Raw genomic sequence first — 24454 nt, 5'->3', positions numbered from 1 at the left:
ATAGAGGATGTTCTCTAAATACTTAAATCTAATAAGTAAAAAATGAAACTTCTAAAAAACCAACGATTAAATTGTTTACTATTACTCATTTCTGTGGTAGTCGTATACTTTCCGGTATTTCAGAATGATTTTTTGTACTTCTGGGATGACCAGTGGGTAGCAATGAATATTTATACCTCCGGAGGCTTAACATTTGACAATTTGTATCATATTCTGACCGATTTTTACCACGGACAGTATGCTCCTGTAAATGAATTGAACTACTTATTATTGTATTCCGTTTTTGGCTATAACCCATTAGCTTTTCACACAACAAGTTTAATTTGGCATTTGGCGAATGTCTTATTGATTTATGTATTTATAAAACGACTTTTATCCCTGAGAGGTGAGCTTTCAGAAGACAAAATCCTATACATATCCTTTCTAACGTCGTTTGTTTTTGGCATACATGCTGTTAATGTCGAATCTGTAGCTTGGATAAGTGCATCTAAAGTTCTGATATATTCTTTCTTTTATCTTCTATCTTTATTGAGCTATTTAAAATATATAGAAAAAGGCAAGGCACGTTATTATTGTTTGACTTTTCTATTCTTCATATTATCTTTTGGCGGAAAAGAACAGGCTGTAACTTTGCCTATATGTTTACTTCTTATAGACTATTTTGTAAAAAGGGATTTAAAGAATAAGCAAATATGGATGGAGAAGATACCATTTTTCCTTTTTGCTTTGTTTTTCGGTTTGTTAACAATACAATCACAGGGAGAACAAGGCAATAGGCCTAGTTACCCAATGGGATATCGCTTAGTGTTTGCTTGTTATACTCTTTTTGAATATTTTGTCAAATGCATGTTACCATTTAAACTATCATACTTGTATCCTTTCCCAATGCAACCGGGAGAACCTTTACCTGCAAGATTTTGGATGTATCCCTTTATAATATTGTTTGTGTTGTTCTATTTATATGGCAACAGGAAAAACTCAATACTGATATTTTCAATATTATTTTTCACTGCCCATGTAGGAGTGGCACTTCACATAATCTCTTTATCACGTTTCGCAATAGTTGCAGACCGATATGTATATGTTTCATGTATAGGATTTACATTTTTATTATCCTATTACTTCGTAACATCCTTGTCAAAAATAAAAAACAATAAAAAAGTTTATGGATTATCTTTTTTATTGCTGACTTATATATGCTATTTAGGTCTCTATACAAATATCTATAGTCGTCAATGGAAAGACACAGATACTTTAAAAGCAAATCTTCGAGAGTTATTAAAGACTCGTGAAGACATGAAGAACTATCCATCATTGAATTTTGAGGAGATGAGAATCCGATGATACATTGAGAAACCGAATATTTAATTACCGGTATATTAAATATAATCTATTATTAATTTAAAAAAGTAAATCATGAAAAAGAAAAGAATTTTAGGCCTAATGGGAGCTACAGCTTTCATGATAGGCGTCTTTGCAAATTTGCAGTATGCATGGGGAGATTATGGTGTAACGACCAATTCTCTACATGCTGAAGTATTAGCACAGAGTTGTTCTGTCTCTGGAGGAGATGGTGCAACTACAAGTGGAGAAATGTATTATCGGAAAGAACCTAGTAAGTGTGTTTATTCAGGAAAAACAGAGCCTTTTGGATTGGTAATTTTGGGAAACATACAATTTTATGCAGATGGAAATGGAAGATGGGAGTATGCATCAAGTGATTCAAATGTCCGTTGTTTTATAAATGGACAAGAATTATGTGTCCCTCAAAATTGTCCTAGCGTGCCATCTGGTAGTGGAAGTGGTTCTTAATTTTGTAAATAATTGAAAGTTTAGTTCGAGGATTTAGTAATAAATCCCCGGACTAACAATTAGTATTTAATTGATAAACATTTATTATGAATAAGAAATCGTTAGCAATATTCTGTATTTTGTCTTTTTTGTCTTGCAATTTTCCACAAAAAAATACAATAAAACCTGATTCTTTGTTTAACATGGAGGTACAAGATTTGAACGAAGACAAATTCTTAGAGATAAAGGCTAGTAGGATAAATCCAAATGCTGAAAAATATTTTAAACCTATACGCTATGTCCAATTGGAGAGTGACACCAATATGTTAATAGGAGAAGTTAGTAAAATTGTATTAAAGGATGATCGTATTTATATAATGGATCAGTGGAGTACTTCTTCAGTATTTGTTTTTGATGAAAATGGACGTTTTGTGAATAGGATAAGTCATAAAGGACAAGGACCTGAAGAATATATTGACATGAGGGATATGTTCTATGATAATTTCGAAAACACAATTAATATTCTAACTTATGGTGGAAGTGGGAACCGATATAAAATAATGAGTTATGATCGAAATGGTAGTAAGTTAGTAAAACAACGCTTTATCGATTTGAAAATAGAACGAGCAGATAGAATGAGGGATGGTCATTATGTGTTTCATTCTAAAAATGCTTCTAATGAACCTGATATCACAATGAATGTATCGGTCTATTCGGAAACGATGTTACGACTATATGACGGGTTGCCCATTAGGGCAGGCTGGGTGAATAGACTTGCATCGGGAGATAGATCTTTATGTAGAGATAAAGATGATAATATATATTGTACATCAGACTATACTACCGATGTCTATATGGTAACTACAGATTCTTTATGGCATTGTTATCATTATGATTTTGGCAAATATAATTTCCCCAAAGATTTAAATAGGCCCGAGATTATAGAAAAAATGGGACGAGCCCATCAGCTTAACGATTATGTTTTAGATTTGGAAGATTTTTATAAAGGAGAAAATTATGTAGTTTCTTCCGTCTTATTTAAAGGCCGATATAGAATAATAATATATGATGAAGAAACACAAACTATTAATTCTTTTATAGCATCCGGATTCAAATGCTTTAGTGACAATAACATGGTTCTATCCACTCCCGCAGACACATATACTCATCTTTTTACAAACCCATCAATTATAGGTGATGAGCAGACAAAAGAGTTGAAAAAACATTTTAAATACCCATTACGGGAAGAAGATAATCCAATATTAATAATCTACGAGTTTAAATAGTATAAATATATAAAATAATTTCAACTAAAAAAACAACAAGTTATGAACAAAAGAAAATTTATTAACTTGATGGGAATTATGTTTTTCTCATTAGGTGTTGTGGCGAATTTACAATATGCATGGGGGAATTATGGTGTAACGAGCAATTCTTTGCATGCTGAGGTATTTGCACAGAGTTGCTCTGACTCTGGAGGAGGAGGTGGTGGTACCACAGGAGGATTGTATTATGATAAAAGAGAAAGTTCCTGTGTATATTCAGGAAAAGCATATCCTTTTGAAAGGATTATTTTGGGGGATATAGAATTTAATGCTGATGAATATGGGAATTGGTCTTATACTTCAGAAAAATCGGGTATTCGTTGTTTTGTAAATGGTGAAGAATTATGTAATCCCCAAAAATGTCCAACTGTACCTTCTGGTTCAGGAACAAGTTTTTAATATCAAGTTTTTTAACAAATCGGAGAATTCGTTAGGAATCCTCCGATTTATTAAACAAAAACAGTTGAATTATGAGAAAAATACTATACTTATTTTGTTTTTTCACTCTATTCTCCTGCATGTCACAAGATAAAATAAACAATCAAGATTCTGTGACAAATATAAATGTGAGTGATTTAGATGATGTAAATTGGATGGATAAGAATATTGACAAATATTTTGTTTCTAAGCATTATATTCAGTTAGAAAGTGATACAAATATGCTGTTTGGCGAAATAGATAAAATAGTATTAAGAGACAATCGTATTTACATACTGGATCAATGGAATACTTATTCGATATTTATCTTTGATGAAAATGGACGTTTTATAAATAAAGTAGACCATAAAGGAGAAGGACCTGAAGAATATATTGACATGAGAGATATGTTCTATGATGATTATGAAAACACAATCAATATTCTAACTTATGGAGGAAGTGGAAATCGATATAAAATAATGAGCTATGATCGAGATGGTAATAAGTTAGTAAAACAACAACCTATTGATTTAAAGATAGCACAGGTTGAAAGGGCTAAAGATGGGCGTTATGTATTTCATTCTAAGCATTCATCTAATAGACCCAATATTACATCTAGTTTATTTGTTTATTCGAGAACGATGCAACGGTTGTACAGTGGATTGCCTATCAATTTTGATTGGATTAATAAGATGTCTTCAAGTAGTAAGAGTATATATAAAGATACAGATGATAATATATATTGTTCGTCTGATAATATTACAGACATTTATCAAATAACCGAAGATTCTCTTAGAAAATGTTATCATTATGATTTTGGAAAGTATAATTTTCCAAAAGAACTTAACACTCCGGATATTGTAGAAAAAATGGGACGAAGTCATCAACTAAATAATTACGTTTTAGAAATAAAGGATTTTTATAAAAGAAAAAATTTTATTATTTCTACAATCTTATTTAAAGGACAGTATCGATTAGTATTTTATGATAAAACAAGCAATAGCGTCAATTCTTATTTAATGCCTAATTTTAAATGTTTTAGCAACAACTACATGATAACCACATCTTCTACTGACACCTATATCCATCTTTTTAAAAACCCTTCAATTATAGGTGAGGAACGAACAAATAAACTAAAACAATATTTTAAATATCCTTTGCGAGAAGATGATAATCCAATATTAGAGATTTATGAATTCAAATAATGACAAACATGATTATGACAAATTTAAACAAAATAATTTTATGCCTTACTCTATTTGGTATTATCTTTATAAGTATTTGGCTGATACGCAGTTTGCAAAGTAAAACTGATACAACAACACAAAATACTATAAATGATAATGAATTCTTCTTTTATCAAACGAACCTGTGCTTAAATAATAAGATGCGTGGTCTTACCGCTCTTGATATTTCCTGTGGACGCGAGGGTAAAACACTACTTTTATCTGACTTAGCCAAGGATGGGCCTATTTTAGTTTATCGTTATTCAGATATTAATTGTAGTGTTTGTGTAGAAAGTGAGTTCGCAAATTTGCGTCAGTTTTTTAAACAACATACAGAGAAAGTTATAATACTGTGTTCTTATGAATATGAATCGAATATGAAAGCATTCAGGCGGAATAATTTATTGAAGTATCCTATTTACAATACAGATATGAAAGCTTTTTCCTGGGATGCAGACTTATATGATCGTCCTTATTATTTTGTTTTGCATCCAGATATGAAAGTGTCGGATTTTTATATACCGGAAACAGCGTATCCGGAGGAAAGTAAAGCTTATCTGACAGGAGTGGAGCGTTTGATTACAAAATAAGTAACGGATATGGATTACTTATTCTTGAAATTTATCCGCTTTTCCATAGTCGGTTTTACCGGTATGTTAATCGATTTTAGCCTTACGTATGTCTGCAAGGAATATTTGAAGTGGCAAAAATACATAGCTAATACGATTGGATTTTCGGTTGCTGTCTGTTCTAATTATGCCTTGAACAGGTATTGGACATTTGGAAGTCATAATCCGGAGATAGGTGAAGAGTTTGCTTCGTTTGCTATAGTTTCGATTATAGGGTTACTAATCAATAATGGACTGTTGTGGTTCATACACCAGCGGCTCGGTATATCTTTTTATTTTGCAAAACTTATTGCAATAGGGATAACAGTCTTATGGAATTTTTTTAGTAATCTTTGTTTTACATTCAATTAGGGCTTTGGGGTAAATAACATCAACCCTGGTTAATGAGATAAGTGGTATAAAACAAAAGCCGGGATAATGTTTAATAAAATATCTAGTATATGAAAAAGTTAATATGTACATTACTTTTGCCAATCTTCTTCTTTTCATGTAATAACAAAGAAGAAGCTGGAGGTGGTCAAACTTTGAAAGTCGACTTGGACACTCCTTACGATGAGTTGTCTTTTTTCGATATTTTTGAAAGTGTGGATGTAGTGCCATTGGAAACAACGGATAGTTCATTAATAGGAGAAATAAGTAAAATAGATTTTTACAAAAATCAGTTTTATATATTGGATGAACGGACCATGTCCGTATTCCGTTTTAATCGGGATGGTCGCTACTGTGATAAAATAGCCCGGCATGGAAAAGGACCGGGAGAGTATTCGGACTTGACCGATTTCTCGATAAACAGAGAGACTAACCAGATAGAGCTATTGTCTGCCTATGGAGGTCTTCATATTTACGATATGGATTTCAATCATGTTCGTGATTTAAAATTGACCGATCCTAAATTGTATCCGGTTCATAAGTTCGCCAATGTAAGTAGTGATTTGAGAGTGTTCCTCTCTTATTTCAAAGAATATAGATTGAAACTACATTCGGAGAAACAGAATAAAGTAATAAAAGAGTTTTATAAAAGACCTGTGTTTTTAGCAGAGGAGTCTGTTATGTTTACTACTAATTTTATGTTTGAGAAAGAAGGAGATGTTGTTTACTTTAATCAAGCAAGTGACTATAACCTATACGAAATAACTCCGGATACATGTAAAATACGACAAACATGGGATTTTGGTGAACATAATTATTCCATATCAACATTACCATCGGATTGGAAATATCAACAATATAGCGACTATTTCTGGAAGGACATGGTTGATAAAAAGAAAGTATTCTTTTTTATCAGCAATATGGACAACTTATCATATCAAATAGCTAAATTCAGCTATGAGAAAAAAAATGTAACAGTTATATATGATAAGAAAAGCAGCAAGTATATAAAAATGTTATCTTTTAAAGAGAATGTATTATTTCCTCATTATTCTAAATTCAAAAACGACTCATTATTAATTAGCACTTTAGAATTTTCATTCCATGGAGTAGAAGAAATGTTAAACTATTGTGTTAATTCAGAAATTATAGGTAAAAACAGATTCAATGAGTTACTTTCAGCAAAAGAAGACACAAACCCCTATGTATTGGTTCATAAAATAAGAAACGATATTTTCAACAAATAGTTCCATACCTAATACGATTGGATTTTCAGTTGCACTCTGTTCTATTTATGTATTGAACCGATACCGGACGTTTCTTTGTTTTACATTCAATTAGGACTTTGGGTAAAATATTAATAGCTGAAAAGCCTGTGTCCACCGCAGCAATCTCTACGGTGAACACAGGCCTGAAATTCAAATCACTTAGAAGACTTAAAAACCAAATTATGTTTGCCGGCTTTCAGCTCAATCACTTTTTCTCCTTTAACGTTATCGGGAAGATAAAGAGTTGCTGTACTATTAGCTGGTACAACCACCTCATAATTAATATTTTTCTTTTTCCATTCCCATCTTGAAACAATCTGTCCATAAGGAGAATCATGATGTGCTTCAAATGATTTCAATTCTTTTACAAAATTAGGGCGCAGCAAAATATGCTTAAAACCGGGCTGTTCCTGATCCGGGAAAATACCGCCTAACCCCTTATAAAACCATCCGCCGATTTCTCCAAACATCATATGATTATCCGAAATGTCACGTTCGGCTTGCAAATCCCAATTTTCCAACAAAGTAGTCGACCCGTTGACTATCCACCAACCCCAAGAAGGATAGGTATCCTGCGCGGCCACTTTATAAGCAGTTTCCGGATATCCATTTTCGCTTAAAGCATTCAGAATGGCCTTAGCTCCCAACACACCAACATCCAGATGAAATCCTGTTTCTTCGACTTTCTTAGCCAGGTTTCCGGCTACTTTGGATATCATATCCTCAGGAACTATTTTCCATTGCAAAGGAACACTTAATTCCGTTTGACTTCCATTTGCATATATCCCTGTTTCCTTATTCAGGAATTTATCATTTACCGCTTCTTTTATCTTCTCTGCCAATGCCGTATAATGAGCATAATCTTCTTGCTTATTAAATAACTTCGCAGCATTTGCCAATATCTTGGTATCTACATAAAAATAGATTGAAGAGGTCAATTCCTTATTGGAATGGGACTTTACCGGAACCCAATCGCCACGTCCCCAAGAAGTCAAATGATTAGGGCTTATACGGTCTACATAATTAACATAGCTTTTAATATTCTCATAACAATCAGCCAAAGGTTTGCTGTCACCGTAAAACATGTACAAGTTCCAGGGAATAATAGCAATCGTACTTGTCCAGTCCAATCCGTTCTCCGTACCATACCCCCATCCTCCGGTCGGGATAATATCAGGAAGGACTCCGTTTGGTTGCTGTTCATCACGATGGTCGGCAAGCCATTTTTCATAGACAGTAATCCCATCAAAGTTATACAATGCCGTTTCTATTGCGAAATGCCCGTCTCCTGTCCATCCGTTTTTCTCACGCTGGGGACAGTCTGTTGGATAGCCCATCAAATTGGATAAATAAGCATTATTGGTAGCCCACCATAGCTTATTTACAAGTTCACTCGATGTATTGATTTTCCCGACGGGAAGCACATCACTATGCATAAAATAAGCAGTCAAGCTGTTTTGAGCAAGCTCTATCGGTTTATCGCTGGTTACTTCTACATAACGGAAACCTTTATAATTAAATTTAGCCATAAATTCATCCTCGTTACCACTTAGGATTAAAATATCCGTTTGGAAAGGATCTTTCTCTTTATCACCTCTATAATATACATCAATGTTAGACATGTCGACATGCCCGTTTTCGTAAAGTCGTTCCCCATGCTTAATTCTCAATTCCGTACCTGGTTCTCCCGAAACTTTTATTTTGGTTACACCCGACATATTCTGCCCAAAATCAAAAACATACGTTTTTTCATCTATCTTATTAAGAGATTTGGCCGGAAGAGTCAGTACATTACGGATTGGACGCACTTGCTGCGCCACGACATTTTGAGAAGGAACGCCCCTATAGCCGACCCCATGCCATTTAGAATCATCAAAATCAGGCGTATTCCATCCTTTTTGTTCCAATCGGGCATCGTAATGTTCTCCTGTATAGATACTATTAAAAACCAAAGCACCCGACGAGGTTTTCCAACTAAGATCCGTCGGTATGGTTTCGACACTTCCATCCGTATATGTGATGCGAAGATCCATACAGAAAGTCGGTCTATTACGCCAAGGAGCCCGGTCGAAATCCCATACTGCTTTCGATTGATGATTGTACCATCCGTTACCTAAAAGTACGCCTATGGCATTATCACCAGTCCGGAGTTGAGAGGTAACATCGTAAGTCACATACAGATTGCGTCTGTCAAAACGGGTATACAACGGGTCAAGACGGTGATTACCAACTTTTTCCCCATTCATATACAATTCATACAGCCCTGCAGCAGCAATATAAGCACGCGCAGACTTTATCGTCTTGCCGGTTGTGAACTTTTTGCGGAAATATGGCGCCGGTTCATAGTTGGCATCTCTTCCATCTCCAATCCAGGCTCCTTGCCAATTCTTAATATTCATCATGCCTGTTTCAAAGGAATTGACCAAAGAAGCTACCTCCTTATTTTCCAAATCTCCACCTATTACTTTCCAATAATATTTCGTAAAAGGCTCAAGTTCTTTCCCAGCATAAGTTATCAGGATATCCCCTGAATTCACTTTTCCTGTATCCCACACATTTCCACGTCCGCCAACAACCTCCATCGAGTCTTTCCCGACCAATATCCGGTACGAAGTTTGTTTTGCACCTTGTCTGCTATCTTCCATTTTCCACGAAAGGCGAGGATTCGGATTATCTATTCCTATAGGATTTTCGAAATAATCACTTTGCAAATCCGTCAATTTAGCAACAGATTGCCCGTTAACGCCGGAAAAACCAAAGAAAGTTGAAATCGAAAAAATGAATATTAGTTTTTTCATTTGCTTGTTATTTTATATATTACATATTTTTATACAACCATAAAGACCGATAATCTTTTACTTCCGTAGCTGCACCGCCATATTTTGTAGTTTTCCAACCCAAGTTTCCGACACCAGCTTTGCACCAAGCATCAATCTTATCACTTAACAAAACACAAAAATAGCATAAATCCCTTCACTTTCTTTAGATTTAACGCTTAATACATTTTTTGAAGATTCGCTGACAACCGGAATCGTTCAAGTTGTTCTGCCACCCGCAGTCAGAGGCCACATTGATATTGCCAGTGCCACCGTATTGGCACTACAGTGCCATCGGGATGGCATTGCAGTGCCAATACGGTGGCACTCTTAAAGGATAAGGGGCAAATAACCGGGAGCTTACCTGTTAGCGTTTCCAGCCGGATACTATTAAAGTTATTTTCATATTAAACAGGACAGTAACAAAGGGATAAATAGAAATTACGGCTCGAAAACACTTTTTTTTATCAAACTAAATAAATATATTTGCCAATAATGGGTACTTTTTGTGCCCTAAGGTGTATAACAATAAAGGAGGAGACAACTTTAGAACTCGCAATATCATCAACGATATATACTTTATATTTAATAGTCATGAAAAATATCTCAAGAAGAAGCTTCCTTAAATCGGGAGCAGTTGCAGCAGTCGGGCTGAGTATTGTACCGGGTTCGGTACTCGGAAAGTCGTTCGGTTATACGGCTCCCAGTGATAAATTGAATATTGCCGGTGTAGGAATCGGAGGAATGGGACGTCGTAATCTGGCAAACATGAATACCGAAAACATTGTAGCCCTGTGCGATGTAGACTGGCATTATGCAGACAAAACTTTCAAGGATTACCCCTCAGCCAAGCGTTTCAAAGACTGGCGGGTAATGTTTGATGAGATGGGAAAGTCCATAGATGCCGTCATGGTAGCCACACCGGACCATTCACATGCAGGGATAACAGCGCACGCTATCACTCTAGGCAAGCATTGCTACACCCAAAAACCACTCACCCACTCCGTTTACGAATCCCGCTTATTGACTAAACTGGCAAAAAAATATAAAGTTGCCACCCAAATGGGTAATCAGGGAAATTCATTCGACTGGTGTCGCCAGGTAACGGAATGGATACGCGCCGGTGTTATCGGCGAAGTAACAGAAGTACATTGCTGGACCGACCGTCCTATTTGGCCACAAGGATTGATACAGCCGGCAGAAGGTATGAAATGTCCGAAAACTCTCGATTGGGATTTATTTATCGGCCCGGCACAGAAACGCCCTTACCACAGTGCTTATACTCCTTGGAATTGGCGCGGTTGGTGGGATTTCGGCACAGGGGCTTTGGGAGATATGGCTTGCCATATCATGGACCCGCTATACTGGGCACTCGACCTGAAGTATCCGACCAGTGTAATAGGCAGTTCTACCTTAAGTAACCTATATTCGCCTCCTCACGCACAAATAGTAACATACACCTTCCCGGAACGTCCGGCTAGAGAATTTGTCAAAATGCCGGAAGTAAAAGTTTATTGGTATGACGGAGGCTTAATGCCCCCTCGTCCCGAAGAACTGAAGGACGGAGAAATGATGGGTGATGAAAATGGCGGTATTATTTTTATCGGTTCGAAAGGGAAAATAATGACCGGATGCTACGGTATGAATCCGACCCTGATACCATTCCGCGACATGGAACATTTCAACCAGCCCAAACCGACTATTCCACGTATAAAAGGCGGCAATGGCGATATATGGAATACCAATGCCCACGAACAGGACTGGATACGTGCCTGTAAAGAATCGCCTGAAAACCGCACGGAAGCTTCTTCGAACTTCCAGTTCTCCGGCCCGTTCAATGAAATAGTGGTAATGGGAGTTTTAGCTGTCCGTTTGCAAGGCCTAAAACGCGAACTACAATGGGATGGCGAAAATATGCAGTTCACCAACATCTCTCCTAATGATAAGATAAGCATTGTTACCGTCGACGATTTCAAAGTGATAGACGGAGACCCGCGTTTCGACCGGCGTTTTGCCGAATTTAATGCCGCCGATATGGCAAAAGAATGGATTAAACATACTTATAATAATGGTTTCTCACTCCCGGATATGCCTTTATAAACCGGATAAACAATAAAAATTATGACAAAAAGACTATTCAAACTGACAATCGTTTTCATTTGCTGCTTAATGGCATTCTCCATCCAAGCACAAAACAAAGCCGAGAAAAACGGATGGCGATTAGCCATGCAATCCTATTCATTCCATAAATTTCCGTTAACGGAAGCCTTGGATAAAACTCAGGAATTGGGATTGAAGTATATTGAAATATACCCCGGCCATAGACTGGGAGGGAAATGGGGCGACAGAGTGTTCGATCAGAATCTGGATGCACAAACCCAAAAAGAGATTAAAGAATTGGCTGCATCAAAAGGAATAAAGATTGTAGGCTCAGGCGTCTGTGGATTCGACAATGAATCTGATTGGGAAAAAATGTTCCAGTTCGCCTCTTCCATGGGTTTGGAATTCATCTCCTGCGAACCGGCCCTGAAACACTGGGATTTGATAGAAAAGCTGGCCAAACAGTATAACATTAAAATCTCCGTCCACAATCACCCGCAACCTTCCACCTATTGTACACCGGAAAATCTATTGAATGCTATTTCCAAACGTAGTAAGCTACTCGGCTCATGTGCCGATGTAGGTCATTGGCGCCGGGATGGATTGGACCAAATCGATTGCCTAAGACAATTGAAAGGACGTATCGTCTCCTTGCATTTTAAAGATATTGCCCCTAAAACAGAAGGCGAAAAGGAACAACATGATGTGATATGGGGTACCGGCATACTGGATATAAAAGGGATGCTGAAAGAATTGAAAAGACAGAAATTCAAAGGTGTATTCTCCATCGAATATGAATACAACTGGGACAACTCTGTTCCGGATATCAAACAGTGTATCTATAACTTCAATCAGGCAGCAAACGAAATTCTCTAAAAAATCCTTTATAAACAAAAGGAAGCATCGGTAAATCCGAATGCTTCCTTTTTTATTGTGACCCGGGTGGGAGTCAAACCCACGACCTTCAGAACCGGAATCTGACGCTCTATTCACTAAGCTACCAGGCCAAAGACTGCGCAAAAGTATATATAATATTGCAGGAAAGCAAACGAATGAACCAAAAATCATCACTTTTGATATTTTGCAACCGACAAGCGCACATAGACTTCCATTTTGCAAATAAAAACAGGTGCACAATCGTTATTTTGCCATTAATTATTATCTTTGCCACACATTATTTACAAACACAAAGCACAACAAGTATATGAGCTATCTAATTAAACCGGCTGGGTATAAGGCCTTATTAAATCTGTCCCAAACAGAAATGGGTATTAAAAAGATTAAAGACTTTTTCCAGCAAAACCTCTCTTCCGAACTGCGGTTACGCCGTGTCACAGCCCCCTTATTCGTGTTAAAGGGAATGGGCATCAACGACGACCTCAACGGAACGGAGCGGGCCGTAACTTTCCCTATCAAAGACCTGAACGATGCCAAAGCTGAAATCGTTCACTCGCTGGCCAAATGGAAACGTCTCACATTAGCCGATTACCAGATTGAGCAAGGATACGGTATTTATACAGATATGAATGCCATCCGTTCCGATGAAGAATTAGGCAATCTGCACTCTCTTTATGTAGACCAGTGGGACTGGGAGCGTGTAATGGGACCGGAAGAACGTAACATTGAATTCCTGAAAGAAATTGTACGCCGTATTTATGCAGCAATGGTTCGTACGGAATATCTGGTATATGAAATGTTTCCTCAAATACGCCCTACCCTGCCGCAACAAATCCATTTTATTCATTCCGAGGATTTATTGCAAAAATATCCGACCTTCACTCCAAAAGAGCGGGAAGATGCCATTGCCAAAGAATACGGGGCTGTTTTTATCATCGGCATCGGTTGTCAATTAAGCAACGGGGAAAAACATGACGGTCGTGCACCGGACTATGACGACTGGTCTACTGTTGCAGAAAACGGGCAAGTCGGCTTAAATGGGGATTTACTCGTTTGGGACGGAGTCTTAAACCGTTCATTGGAACTATCCTCTATGGGTATCCGTGTGAATGAGGAAGCTCTGCTTCGCCAACTGAAAGCTTGTAATGCTGAAGAAAAAAAACAATTATATTTCCACAAACGCCTTTTGAACGGAGAACTTCCTCTAAGTATCGGAGGTGGTATCGGGCAAAGCCGCCTATGTATGTTTTATCTTCGTAAAGCTCATATCGGAGAAATCCAAGCAAGTATCTGGCCGGAAGAGATGCGCCAGGAAGCCCGTGCTGCAGGTATGTATCTCATTTAACTTTCAATTATCAATTTCAAATTACAGAATTATGGATGTCAAAATAGAACAGAGTTGGAAAGAGCGCTTGAGTCCTGAGTTTGAAAAAGATTATTTCAGCCAACTAATCAACTTTGTTAAGGATGAATACAAACAAAGAGCTGTTTATCCTCCCGGACCTTATATTTTCAGTGCGTTCGAACATTGTCCGTTCGACAAGGTAAAAGTTGTTATTCTGGGACAAGATCCATACCACGAACCGGGGCAAGCACACGGGCTATGTTTCTCCGTACAGGACGGAACTCCTTTTCCTCCTTCGTTAGTCAATATTTTCAAAGAAATAGAAAGCGACTTAGGTAAACCGATGCCACAAACAGGCAATTTGCTTCGCTGGGCCGATCAGGGAGTATTATTACTGAACGCAACTCTAACTGTCCGTGCCCACCAAGCCGGCTCTCATCAAAATAAAGGCTGGGAAGAGTTTACAGACGCAGTCATTCACCGGTTGGCGGAAGAACGTAATCATATCGTTTACATTCTTTGGGGATCTTATGCCCAAAGAAAAGGAGCTTTCATTGACGCATCCCGCAATTTAGTGCTTAAATCAGCCCATCCATCGCCCCTTTCTGCTTATCGCGGTTTCTTTGGGAACAAACATTTCAGCAAAGCAAATGACTATCTGATAGCAACAGGGCAAACTCCTATTGAATGGTGAGAAACAAGTCTATAAAACTCCGGTTTCCCAGCATTTACTACGTTTAATACCACTGTTGTCCATCACGATAGTTACTGCTCTGACGCCATTTCAGGTCTTTCAATAGAGACGAACTAACCGCTATATTGAAAGTATAAGATTTATAAGGGCCTACCGGAACAAAACTTGCCGACATTTGCCAACAATGCAGATTACGGGTAATGTTGCAAGTCATATAAGATATTTTATGCGTATCAAAATCATAAGTGGCATTAAAATCAAAACGCCAGTTTTTTGTCGGCTGAATATTCCCATTAAAGCTCAATGCATGTGTCAATGCATATTTGTACTCCATCTTTTTCGTATCGAATTTGTTATTGTCATACCTCAACTGCATACTATAGCTAAAAGATAAACTCCAAGGTATTTTATTTATCATATAACCATCCGAGTCAAAATCACCGTCATTCTTTTTCGTACCGCGCAGACGACCTCCGCCTTCCTGATTTTGTGATTTATTTTCTTCGCCAGGAAGAACTTCTTCTAATTGAGGATCATTTTCATAGTCCGAATCAGTACCGCTGTTATCCGAGTTACTACTGCTTTTTTCTTTTCCTCCGAACAGTTTGCTAAAAGTATCGTTATTAAATGTATAAGAGAAACTGGTTCCTGTTGACCGTAAACGTCCTATACCTTTACCTGCACGCCATCTCGGTATATTTAAACGACGAACTGTTTTGGTTGTTTCATCATAACCATAGGTGTAAGTATCAAACACTCCTGTCAGGTTCAACGTATAGCTTTTGGAAAATTTGAGACGCAAACCGACATTCAAATCACTCCATTTAAAGGAGTCTGCAGCCATATTGTAATTCATACCCAACGACAACTTGTCAATCAAGCTAATCTTTCGTTCGCCAGTCGAATCTCTATCCGACTTTATCTTCATTTCCAGATTATTATCCAATTGAAAACTAACACTACCCTGAGTTCCGGTAGGTGACGTGCCAAACATCTGAGAAGTAAATGGCGAATAAGAATAAGTTTGCATCTGACCATACGCATCCTCATACTGAATATCCTTCCAGAACCCGAATTTAGGCGCACCAAAATCCGGAGTATAACTTAGCGTAACAGACGGCTCAAAACGGTGTCTAATCATTTTTATCCTATCTCCCAAGAAAGGCAAAGGTTTATAGAAACCATACAAAGTCGTAGATGCAGAAACAGAAGTACTATAATCGAATACTCGGTAAAAACCATATATCGTATCACGATCCACAATTTGCTTCTTCTGCATATCATAGGCTTTTTCAACCTTATTGCTATACCAGCGTTCCGTATAATTAAACGAAGGAGAAATATTCAGATATTTGAAGAGAGAAAAAGTAGCACTAACCGGTATCTGATGTTGCATGGCATTCCGCCAATCCTTAACCAAGCTTGACTTAAACAACTTATCTTCGCGAGTATCGATACTGTTGCGCAAATAACCGTTATAACTCATTGAAATCTTTTCATACCAACGTTCTTTACCTATCGCATGTTTACGCTTAAAGGGGAATATACGGCTCATCGTAATAGTGATATCCGGTAAAGTAACAGAAATGGAAGAGTCACGCGAACGCTGGTTGATATTCATTGTCGCAGACAAGCTGAACGGATTGTTCGGAAATCGCTGTGTAATATTAATACTAGAACCTTTCGTATTTTGGGTATTCTCCGCATAAGAGCCATTATTACTACCCGGGAAAAAGCCATTCATATTATTCCGGTCATAACTACTGGTAGAAAAGTTTACGCTCGCGGAGAATGTTCTATAAGGATTCGCTTTCGCATCCTGCGAATGTGTCCAGTTTATCTTAAAGTCTTTCGACAGGCTGTAATCCGGTAATCCTTTATCCCCTAATCGTGTAACCAGATAAGAAGCATTGAAATTCCCTGAGAATTTATACCTTTTCCGGTAAGACGAACGAGCCGATAATCCCCACGACCCCTTTGTATAGATTTCCCCTGTTAAAGCTAAATCCATATAATCGCTTAAAGCAAAATAATATCCACCATCACGTAAATAAAAACCCCGGCTACTTTCATCACCAAAAGTCGGAAATATAATACCCGAAGAATATGAATTTGAGAAAGGGAAAAAGCAAAACGGTAAACCTATCGGATAAAGCGGAACATCTTCAAATACCATATAAACAGGTCCGGTGATAATCCTCTTCTTCGGTTGCACCTTCGCTTTTGTCATTTGGATATAAAAATGAGGATGGTCATGATCATCACAAGTTGTATATTTACCACCTACCATATTTAGGACATCATTATCCATCTTTTTAGTCTGTCCTGCAGTAACATAACCTTCACCCTGCTGAGTGATAACGTCCGTAATATATCCTTTCTTGGTATTAAAGTTATAGCGCATCGTTTTGGACTCATACTGCTGCTCTCCATCCTTAAATAAAGGATAACCAAATTCCGTTCCTACTGAATCCAGTCCAAATTTAGCATATACCAAGCTACTATCCATATTCATCTCTATGATTTCAGACTGAAGCTCAATCTGCTGATATTTCACATCACCCTCTCCATACAAATAAGCCCAATTGTCGGCTGTTATAATAATAGAATCGTTAGCCTGATAGTCAACCGGAGCGTCCAATCCTGCCGACCGTTTCGGTATAGTATCCAAACGAGCCGTAGTATCCTTCGGGGCAGGTGCCACGCTATCGCCGACCATCGATTGAACGGTTGGGGGTGCGAATTCCTGCGCCTCAGTCCTCAAAATTCCTACGAGGAAAAAGAATAAGATAATCAGGCATTTGTATTTCAAAAACATTCTGTCGTTATTTGCAGTGTGTTACAGCGGGCAAATGTATAACAATTTAGTGAATCAAACTCTTTTTATTCCCCTAAAAAGAGTTTACACCAGTTATCAAACCGTTCAACCGTATCATTTCCATACTTGAAAAGTCCTTGTTTCACCTTATCAATAGACTTTTCTTTTGTTAGTTTCGTTTTACTGTAAAATTTATCGGCGAAACATATCAATTGTTCTTCCATCGTTTCCGGCATAAAATCCCGGTGAGGAAGAGGAAGATTCCGTTCTTCTATCATTGCCAAAGTAATACCGGTTCCTGTATGCCGTTCGCACACACGAGCATGACGGGGATAGCCTTCCTTACGCATCAATTCTGCTCCCAGATAACCATGACAAATATATTTGGCTGAACCATGGCAATCGATTTCCGGAGCATCACAAAGGAAAATGCCAATATCATGCAGCATAGCCGCTTCTTCTATAAATGTAAGGTCTAAGTTCATTTCCGGATGCATCCGGGCAATAGCCAATGCCTTATCCGCCACACTGCGGCTATGCGTTACCAATATCGTATATACTTCCGAATCGGCCGGATAGTATTTGGCAATAATATCCAAAGGGTTCATATCTTTTTTACTTAAATGACAGACAAAGATAAAGATTATATTACAGCTGTAGTAATTTTATTCACTCCTCTTTTACTTTTATGTGAATTTATAAACAGTCCTCTAATTGTCAAAACAAACTATATAAAAACAAATGACATATATTAAACCTTGTATAAAAAAGATTAGCTATTTTTGTATCATCTATAATTAAAAAGATAGCATATGAGAACCGTTGTTTGGTTTACCTTTTGTTTGTGCGGATTACTCCTGATGCCTGAAGCCGGAGCATCCGTACTCCAAAAAGAACCTTTAAAACTTGGAGCTGAACGCATGGAAGTCGTTACTCGTCTACTGAAAGATAAACGGGTAGGTCTGATAGTAAACCAGACCTCCATATTGGAGAAACGACAAAAACACCTGCTCGATGCCCTTTTGGATGAAGGGATTCAAGTGAAAAAAGTGTTTGCACCCGAACATGGTTTCCGTGGAACAGCCGATGCCGGAGAAGAGATAAAGGATAGCCGGGATGTCAAAACCGGCATACCTATCATATCTCTTTATGGGAAAAATAAGAAACCGACAACCGAACAACTTGCCGACCTCGATGTTCTCGTATTCGATATTCAAGATGTAGGCGCACGCTTCTACACCTATATTAGCACGATGCATTACGCAATGGAGGCATGTGCCGAAAACGGGATTGAATTTATCGTATTGGACCGCCCCAATCCGAACGACTTCGTTGACGGACCGGTGCGGCAAACTGGATACGAATCGTTTGTTGGTCTCGACCCACTTCCTGTCCTACATGGACTGACCGTAGGAGAACTAGCTTGGATGATTAACGGAGAAAGATGGCTAAAAAGCACTCCCGACACCTGTAAGCTACATATTGTCAAGATGAAAAACTGGCAACATGGCGATCCGTATTGGTTGCCTGTCAAACCTTCACCCAATCTCCCTAACGACCAGGCAATCCGTCTCTATCCATCCCTCTGTTTTTTCGAAGGGACTAATATCAGCGTAGGCCGAGGTACATATTATCCGTTCCAAATACTGGGTGCTCCGGATGCTCAATACGGTGATTTCACATTTACTCCCACGTCACTACCCGGATTCGATACCAATCCACTCCATAAAGATAAACTTTGTTATGGGGTAGATTTGCGGGAATATCCATTCGAAGGCGGTCTGTCCTTGAGCTTCCTACTTGATTTTTATAATAAAGCCGGAAAAGAACAAGCATTCTTTTTCTCCCGCCCACAATGGTTTGACTTACTGGCCGGGAACAAGGAACTGCGTTTCCAGATAATACGAGGAATGAGTGAAGAAGAAATCCGAGACAGTTGGCAACCGGAATTGAACGAATATAAAAAAATAAGAAAAAAATATTTGTTATACCCTGATTATCCGAATGTCGAGAAAAATAACACACCGGAAAGATAAATATTCGATTATATATATTGATATTTTTCCTATTTTTGTACACTATAATTAACTCGGGTAAAATAAAAAGAATTGGGGTACCTTCTAAAACAATATTTGCATATAATTATACTTATCTTCTTTGCCGTTTTTTCGGTTCAGACAAAAGCAGGACAAAAGGAGGAAGAGAAGTTGCACAAAGTTCTTATCATACATTCCTATACCCCTGTGCTAACAGCCTATGCCAAGTTTAGTAACATGGTGGCATTGGATTTGAGAAAGAAAGGCATTCAGACCTCTGTACGTACTTTTTATCTGGACTGTGAGCGTTATATCGCCAAAGATGAAGAAGCACGCATGTATAACTTTCTGGATTCTTTAGGCAACTGGACACCTGATATCATATTGGTTAATGGTGATCAGGCTACTTATACGCTAATGGCCTGCGGTCATCCGTTAGGGAAAAGTACACCTGTCGTTTTTTCCGGCGTTAATTTCCCAAACTGGCCTTTACTGAAAAAACATCCCAACGTTACTGGCTTCTGGGATAAACCGGATTACAAGGCAACAATCCGGCTGATAGAAAAACTATACGGTAAATCTCGTATCCTTTTTTTCAACGATTTACGGCTTATCGGTAAGCTAGCTTATAATGCGGTAGTGGAAGATGTAAAAAACAGCGGAATGTCCCTTTACGACGGCATGTATAATCCGGATAGCAACAAACAACCGGAAGTTATAATTTCAGGAGCGCCCGAGGAATCAGCACTTTATACAGCAAAACCGTCAAAACTTCCAGCCCGAGAATTAGTCAATATCTTTGAAAATAATCCTTATACAGCTTGTCTGCAAACGATACTCGACTTTAATGTCCTGACAATTGGACGTTTGGCGAACGTACCTACTTTCACCGTTATCAATAATGGTTTTAACGACAATCGAGGGATTACCGGCGGGTATTTCACAACACTTCAAATACAAGCCAATGAAGTTTCCAGTATAGTAGAACGTATTATAAAAGGGACACAAGTCAGTAAAATTCCGATAACACAAAGCCCTAAAGTATACGCATTTGACTGGAACGAGATGCAACGTTTCAACATTAAGCAAAAAGATTTACCACAAGGTAGCGTTATTTATAATTTACCCTTTGAAGTACACTACCACAACTATATTGTAATCGTTATTTCTCTGCTAGTATTACTACTGTTTTACATCATTCTCCATCTTATCTACATGTATCGCCGTGAATATAAACGAAAAAAGACAGCCCAAATCAATCTAATCAAAGAAAGGAAATTTTTAAAACTGGCTTTGGAAGGTGGTAATATTTATGCCTGGAGAATGAAAAATGAGGAATTCACTTTTGAAGACGACTTCTATACAGCCAACAATATTGCTCCGCGCACTATTACTATCGAAGCTCTATTGACTATGACACATCCTGACGACCAGGAAAATCTGAAAAACCACATCCACGATGCCCATTCCGGTTTACACGACAATGCCAATCTCCAATGCCGTTTTAATTTTAACGGGAAAGGCTATATCTGGTGGGAACTCCGTTATAACCATGGAGAAGTTTCACCCGACAAAACACATAGTATCATAGGACTTTGCATGAACATCCAGTCTTTCAAAGATAAAGAACAAAAATTAATCGACTTACAGGAAAAAGCGGAAGAAGCAAACAAAATGAAATCTGCATTTCTTGCCAATATGAGCCACGAAATACGTACACCTCTCAATGCTATCGTTGGTTTCTCCAATTTATTACAGGAGGAAAAGGAGTTGACAGATGAAGAAAAATTACTATTCAAAGATACAATTAATAAAAATAGCAGTTTGCTACTAAAGCTAATAAACGACATTCTGGAACTATCACGTATTGAGTCTGGACGTATGTCGTTTACTTTCGATGATTATTTATTAAACGAATTATTAGAAGAGATTTATCAAACGCATAACCTACTTATGCCTTCCAATATCAGCTTCTTTAAAGAAATTCCGGATTTACCAATAAAAGTCCGCGTAGATCGCCATCGCTTTATCCAAGTAATTACAAACTTAATAAATAATGCTGTAAAATTTACGGAGAAAGGGCATATCACGATAGGATACCAGTATAAAGCGACAGAAAAGAAAGTACATATATACGTTGAGGATACGGGCAAAGGCATGTCGGAAGAAGCATGCAAAAAGGTTTTCGAACGTTTTTATAAAGACGACGAATTCGCACAAGGTACAGGATTGGGACTTTCTATCTGCCAAACTATCGTAAAACAACTGGGAGGCCAGATATTACTAACCTCCCAAAAAGGCAAAGGAAGCCTCTTTACCGTCATCTTACCTTGCCAACTGAAACTATAATTTTTTTTCAATAACCATCAACTTCGTGTTATCCGTACCATAGAAGGCTATCTTTGTGACAGGGGCAGTGACTCCTTCCGGTTCAAAGCGAACTATTTTATCCAAAGTCTGCAATACTTCCCGCTCTTCATCCATATCCGGACAAGCCATGCGAGTAGCGGCTATTTTCGGGAATTTGATAATATTTTTCTGAGTATCATTATATTCAATATTTCCCATTATACGATTACAACCGGCATTACCGGACAAAGTTTTACGAGGTATATCAAATAGGATAAAAGGACGTCCGTCAATTGCTTTGACAGCTTTTCCATTAAGTTCGACAATGTTCCACTCTCCATCAAGATCAGAGAAAGTCACGGTTACAGCTTTTTGTGTTTTACAAGAGACTAATACTCCCACCCCTATCAGGACCAGGCAAACATATAAAAACCTTTTCATTTCCGATAATTAATTTTTTGATAATACCAACAAGACATTCTCGTCACTATCTACCAGCAACATTTCATTCTCCGACTTTCCGGCTTTAACAGCTTTGACATCTCCCATTGCTTTCAGAATAGCATCTTCCGTAGCCATATCCGGGCATGCCATCATCGTAGTTGCCGCCGGGTTAATCGTAATGGAAGAGATATCCTTGTCATCAAGGGTTATTGTCGTATTAAATATATTACAGCCGGCATTGCCATGCAGTTTGTTTTCAGACATATCGAACTCCATCTGAGGTAATCCCTCTTTCAATATCTTTTCGCCTTTTACTTCTATTATATCCCATTTACCTTCCAACTTCTTGGCATCAGTCTTTGCTTCACCACATGAAAACAAAATACCTACAAACACCGGAATCATCAATACATACAAAATTACTTTTTTCATATTCTTCTTTTATTTAGAATTATCACTTGTAAAAATAAGACGTTAAATATGGAAGAATTGTTCCCGGCATCTTCGATATTTAGTTAACATTAACACTTCAGCATAACACCTCTTCCTTTTTTACCTTCGCCGATGGTTAAAGCAGGAAAGCATTCATGCATTTTATTTTTCATCTTTACTTTATTTTCCGTAAGTTTGCAAATAGTTGTTATTGTAGCAACCATACTCATATCAACAGTTATCATCGGAATGAACAACAAATCTGTATTCTATATATTACTGGCCGGATTTATTGCCTGTATCTCCTGTACTCATCATGTCAAACAAGAGGTGGAAGAAGAGGTAGACAGCGAATGGATAGACAGCTTACAGCACGTTTACCAATACGGTATCTGTATCGACTCACTGGATGTTCAGGAATACATGATGAAGAACGGAGACAACCCTGCCTCTATTTTTGCCGGACTGGGCTTTTCAGCTATAAAAGCAGACAGTATAACAAAAGCATCGGTCTCCGTACTGGATCCCACTAAATTACGTGCAGGAATGCATTATTATACATTTACAACACAAGACAGTCTTGCTTGCATCCGTTACATAGCTTTTGCTAAATCGCTTACTGATTATGCTGTAATCAATCTCACCAGCGATACGATTCAGGCATACAACTTCAGTAAACCAATTACTTTGAAAAAACAATATGCCGAAGGTACGCTCAATTCTTCCTTATGGAATGTCATCAAAGCCAGTGGAGCAAATCCTCTGTTAGCCCTCAAATTATCCGACATATATGCTTGGCAGATTGACTTTTTCGATGTAAAAGAGGGAGATTCGTATCAAGTACTGTATAATGTAGCTTACATCGATGATACTACTGCTTTAAATATAAGCTCCATCGAAGGAGCAATATTCACCCACCAGGGTAAAGATTTTGTTGCTATTCCTTTTACACAAGATAGTGTATTCGAATATTTTGATTCGGACGGAAACAGCCTCCGCAAAGCTTTCTTAAAAGCTCCGTTGGATTTCATCCGTATCACTTCCCGTTTCTCCAATGCCCGCTTTCATCCGATATTAAAACGTTATCGTGCGCATCATGGAGTCGACTATGCTGCTCCAGTCGGTACGGAGGTCAAAAGTATCGGAGATGGGACCATCATTGCCAAAGGTTATGCCGGAGGAGGAGGTAATACGCTGAAAGTAAAGCACAACTCGACCTATACGACTTCTTATATGCATTTAAGTCGTTATGCCAAAGGTATCGAGGTGGGTAGTCATATCAAACAGGGACAGGTTATCGGTTATGTGGGTTCGACCGGATTATCGACTGGACCTCATCTGGATTTCCGAGTTTACAAAAATGGACAACCTATTAATCCTCTACAGATGGAAGCTCCCCCTTCCTTACCGGTCAAAACGGAACTGAGAGATAGCTTTGCTATTGTCAAGCAAACAGTTTTGGCAGAATTAGACAGTATGAAGCAATTTAAAAATTAAC

The 24454-nt window shown here is 38.0% G+C and carries 20 protein-coding genes and 1 tRNA gene; 15 read left to right on the top strand and 6 right to left on the bottom strand.

Features of this window, described 5'->3' with window-relative positions; translation table 11 throughout:
- The first annotated feature begins 42 nt into the window (after window positions 1-42).
- From DW103_RS02465 to DW103_RS02430, 8 genes are all read left to right on the top strand, one after another.
- Complete coding sequence (locus DW103_RS02465) at window positions 43-1344, top strand: hypothetical protein (protein WP_122274084.1); 1302 nt, start codon at window positions 43-45, stop codon at window positions 1342-1344.
- Window positions 1345-1416: 72 nt separating this feature from the next.
- A complete protein-coding gene (locus tag DW103_RS02460) occupies window positions 1417-1812 on the top strand; it encodes a hypothetical protein (RefSeq protein WP_122274083.1) in 396 nt (131 codons plus the stop codon).
- Window positions 1813-1898: 86 nt separating this feature from the next.
- Window positions 1899-3077: a 6-bladed beta-propeller gene (locus tag DW103_RS02455; protein ID WP_122274082.1), complete on the top strand. Its 1179-nt coding sequence runs from the start codon at window positions 1899-1901 to the stop codon at window positions 3075-3077.
- Window positions 3078-3119: 42 nt separating this feature from the next.
- Complete coding sequence (locus DW103_RS02450) at window positions 3120-3515, top strand: hypothetical protein (RefSeq protein WP_147381165.1); 396 nt, start codon at window positions 3120-3122, stop codon at window positions 3513-3515.
- Window positions 3516-3586: 71 nt separating this feature from the next.
- Window positions 3587-4738: a 6-bladed beta-propeller gene (locus tag DW103_RS02445; protein ID WP_122274080.1), complete on the top strand. Its 1152-nt coding sequence runs from the start codon at window positions 3587-3589 to the stop codon at window positions 4736-4738.
- 8 nt (window positions 4739-4746) lie between these two features.
- Window positions 4747-5349, top strand: coding sequence for a peroxiredoxin (locus tag DW103_RS02440; RefSeq protein WP_158576657.1), 603 nt, complete (start codon window positions 4747-4749; stop codon window positions 5347-5349).
- Between the two features lie 9 nt (window positions 5350-5358).
- A complete protein-coding gene (locus DW103_RS02435) occupies window positions 5359-5739 on the top strand; it encodes a GtrA family protein (RefSeq protein WP_122274078.1) in 381 nt (126 codons plus the stop codon).
- 89 nt (window positions 5740-5828) lie between these two features.
- Window positions 5829-7004: a 6-bladed beta-propeller gene (locus DW103_RS02430; RefSeq protein WP_122274077.1), complete on the top strand. Its 1176-nt coding sequence runs from the start codon at window positions 5829-5831 to the stop codon at window positions 7002-7004.
- 176 nt (window positions 7005-7180) lie between these two features.
- On the opposite strand, the gene DW103_RS02425 is transcribed toward DW103_RS02430, so the two are convergent.
- Complete coding sequence (locus DW103_RS02425; protein WP_122274076.1) at window positions 7181-9823, bottom strand: glycoside hydrolase family 78 protein; 2643 nt, start codon at window positions 9821-9823, stop codon at window positions 7181-7183.
- 612 nt (window positions 9824-10435) lie between these two features.
- Here DW103_RS02425 and DW103_RS02420 point away from each other — a divergent pair.
- Both DW103_RS02420 and DW103_RS02415 read left to right on the top strand, forming a co-directional pair.
- Entirely contained in the window at window positions 10436-11941 is a 1506-nt protein-coding gene (locus DW103_RS02420) for a Gfo/Idh/MocA family oxidoreductase (RefSeq protein ID WP_122274075.1), read from the top strand.
- Window positions 11942-11962: 21 nt separating this feature from the next.
- Entirely contained in the window at window positions 11963-12817 is an 855-nt protein-coding gene (locus DW103_RS02415) for a sugar phosphate isomerase/epimerase (RefSeq protein WP_122274074.1), read from the top strand.
- Window positions 12818-12875: 58 nt separating this feature from the next.
- Here the strand turns inward: DW103_RS02415 and DW103_RS02410 are convergent.
- A tRNA-Arg gene (locus tag DW103_RS02410) sits at window positions 12876-12948 on the bottom strand.
- Between the two features lie 197 nt (window positions 12949-13145).
- Between DW103_RS02410 and asnA the strand changes: the two genes are divergently transcribed.
- Together asnA and DW103_RS02400 are read left to right on the top strand one after the other, a co-directional pair.
- Complete coding sequence (gene asnA / locus DW103_RS02405) at window positions 13146-14183, top strand: aspartate--ammonia ligase (RefSeq protein WP_122274073.1); 1038 nt, start codon at window positions 13146-13148, stop codon at window positions 14181-14183.
- A gap of 31 nt (window positions 14184-14214) precedes the next feature.
- A complete protein-coding gene (locus DW103_RS02400) occupies window positions 14215-14877 on the top strand; it encodes a uracil-DNA glycosylase (protein ID WP_122274072.1) in 663 nt (220 codons plus the stop codon).
- Between the two features lie 43 nt (window positions 14878-14920).
- On the opposite strand, the gene DW103_RS02395 is transcribed toward DW103_RS02400, so the two are convergent.
- A complete protein-coding gene (locus tag DW103_RS02395) occupies window positions 14921-17695 on the bottom strand; it encodes a putative LPS assembly protein LptD (protein WP_122274071.1) in 2775 nt (924 codons plus the stop codon).
- Window positions 17696-17760: 65 nt separating this feature from the next.
- The gene (locus tag DW103_RS02390; RefSeq protein ID WP_122274070.1) at window positions 17761-18303 is read right to left on the bottom strand and encodes an HDIG domain-containing metalloprotein; all 543 of its coding nucleotides are present in this window, start codon (window positions 18301-18303) and stop codon (window positions 17761-17763) included.
- A 252-nt stretch (window positions 18304-18555) separates the two neighbouring features.
- Here DW103_RS02390 and DW103_RS02385 point away from each other — a divergent pair, with 252 nt between their 5' ends.
- Together DW103_RS02385 and DW103_RS02380 are read left to right on the top strand one after the other, a co-directional pair.
- Window positions 18556-19731, top strand: coding sequence for an exo-beta-N-acetylmuramidase NamZ domain-containing protein (locus DW103_RS02385; RefSeq protein ID WP_233545592.1), 1176 nt, complete (start codon window positions 18556-18558; stop codon window positions 19729-19731).
- Window positions 19732-19827: 96 nt separating this feature from the next.
- Entirely contained in the window at window positions 19828-22080 is a 2253-nt protein-coding gene (locus DW103_RS02380; RefSeq protein WP_147381164.1) for an ATP-binding protein, read from the top strand.
- Here DW103_RS02380 and DW103_RS02375 read toward each other — a convergent pair.
- The gene (locus DW103_RS02375) at window positions 22075-22521 is read right to left on the bottom strand and encodes an META domain-containing protein (RefSeq protein ID WP_122274067.1); all 447 of its coding nucleotides are present in this window, start codon (window positions 22519-22521) and stop codon (window positions 22075-22077) included. The genes DW103_RS02380 and DW103_RS02375 overlap by 6 nt on opposite strands.
- A gap of 9 nt (window positions 22522-22530) precedes the next feature.
- Window positions 22531-22956 (bottom strand): META domain-containing protein, encoded by a 426-nt coding sequence (locus tag DW103_RS02370; protein ID WP_122274066.1) that lies wholly within the window; start codon window positions 22954-22956, stop codon window positions 22531-22533.
- A 249-nt stretch (window positions 22957-23205) separates the two neighbouring features.
- Here DW103_RS02370 and DW103_RS02365 point away from each other — a divergent pair, with 249 nt between their 5' ends.
- Complete coding sequence (locus DW103_RS02365) at window positions 23206-24453, top strand: M23 family metallopeptidase (protein ID WP_122274065.1); 1248 nt, start codon at window positions 23206-23208, stop codon at window positions 24451-24453.
- Window position 24454 lies beyond the last annotated feature (1 nt).

It is taken from the genome of Parabacteroides sp. AM08-6, from assembly GCF_003473295.1.
Taxonomy (GTDB): Bacteria; Bacteroidota; Bacteroidia; order Bacteroidales; family Tannerellaceae; genus Parabacteroides.
This window is presented reverse-complemented; position numbering and strand designations above follow the sequence as displayed.

Coding starts and splice junctions, on each gene's coding strand:
- DW103_RS02440 (WP_158576657.1), top strand. CDS start 4,747: ATGATTATGACAAATTTAAACAAAATAATTTTATGCCTTACTCTATTT.
- DW103_RS02365 (WP_122274065.1), top strand. CDS start 23,206: ATGAACAACAAATCTGTATTCTATATATTACTGGCCGGATTTATTGCC.
- DW103_RS02460 (WP_122274083.1), top strand. CDS start 1,417: ATGAAAAAGAAAAGAATTTTAGGCCTAATGGGAGCTACAGCTTTCATG.
- DW103_RS02420 (WP_122274075.1), top strand. CDS start 10,436: ATGAAAAATATCTCAAGAAGAAGCTTCCTTAAATCGGGAGCAGTTGCA.
- DW103_RS02435 (WP_122274078.1), top strand. CDS start 5,359: ATGGATTACTTATTCTTGAAATTTATCCGCTTTTCCATAGTCGGTTTT.
- DW103_RS02370 (WP_122274066.1), bottom strand. CDS start 22,956: ATGAAAAAAGTAATTTTGTATGTATTGATGATTCCGGTGTTTGTAGGT.
- DW103_RS02425 (WP_122274076.1), bottom strand. CDS start 9,823: ATGAAAAAACTAATATTCATTTTTTCGATTTCAACTTTCTTTGGTTTT.
- DW103_RS02455 (WP_122274082.1), top strand. CDS start 1,899: ATGAATAAGAAATCGTTAGCAATATTCTGTATTTTGTCTTTTTTGTCT.
- DW103_RS02385 (WP_233545592.1), top strand. CDS start 18,556: ATGCCTGAAGCCGGAGCATCCGTACTCCAAAAAGAACCTTTAAAACTT.
- DW103_RS02445 (WP_122274080.1), top strand. CDS start 3,587: ATGAGAAAAATACTATACTTATTTTGTTTTTTCACTCTATTCTCCTGC.
- DW103_RS02375 (WP_122274067.1), bottom strand. CDS start 22,521: ATGAAAAGGTTTTTATATGTTTGCCTGGTCCTGATAGGGGTGGGAGTA.
- asnA (WP_122274073.1), top strand. CDS start 13,146: ATGAGCTATCTAATTAAACCGGCTGGGTATAAGGCCTTATTAAATCTG.
- DW103_RS02450 (WP_147381165.1), top strand. CDS start 3,120: ATGAACAAAAGAAAATTTATTAACTTGATGGGAATTATGTTTTTCTCA.
- DW103_RS02400 (WP_122274072.1), top strand. CDS start 14,215: ATGGATGTCAAAATAGAACAGAGTTGGAAAGAGCGCTTGAGTCCTGAG.
- DW103_RS02415 (WP_122274074.1), top strand. CDS start 11,963: ATGACAAAAAGACTATTCAAACTGACAATCGTTTTCATTTGCTGCTTA.
- DW103_RS02390 (WP_122274070.1), bottom strand. CDS start 18,303: ATGAACCCTTTGGATATTATTGCCAAATACTATCCGGCCGATTCGGAA.
- DW103_RS02430 (WP_122274077.1), top strand. CDS start 5,829: ATGAAAAAGTTAATATGTACATTACTTTTGCCAATCTTCTTCTTTTCA.
- DW103_RS02395 (WP_122274071.1), bottom strand. CDS start 17,695: ATGTTTTTGAAATACAAATGCCTGATTATCTTATTCTTTTTCCTCGTA.
- DW103_RS02465 (WP_122274084.1), top strand. CDS start 43: ATGAAACTTCTAAAAAACCAACGATTAAATTGTTTACTATTACTCATT.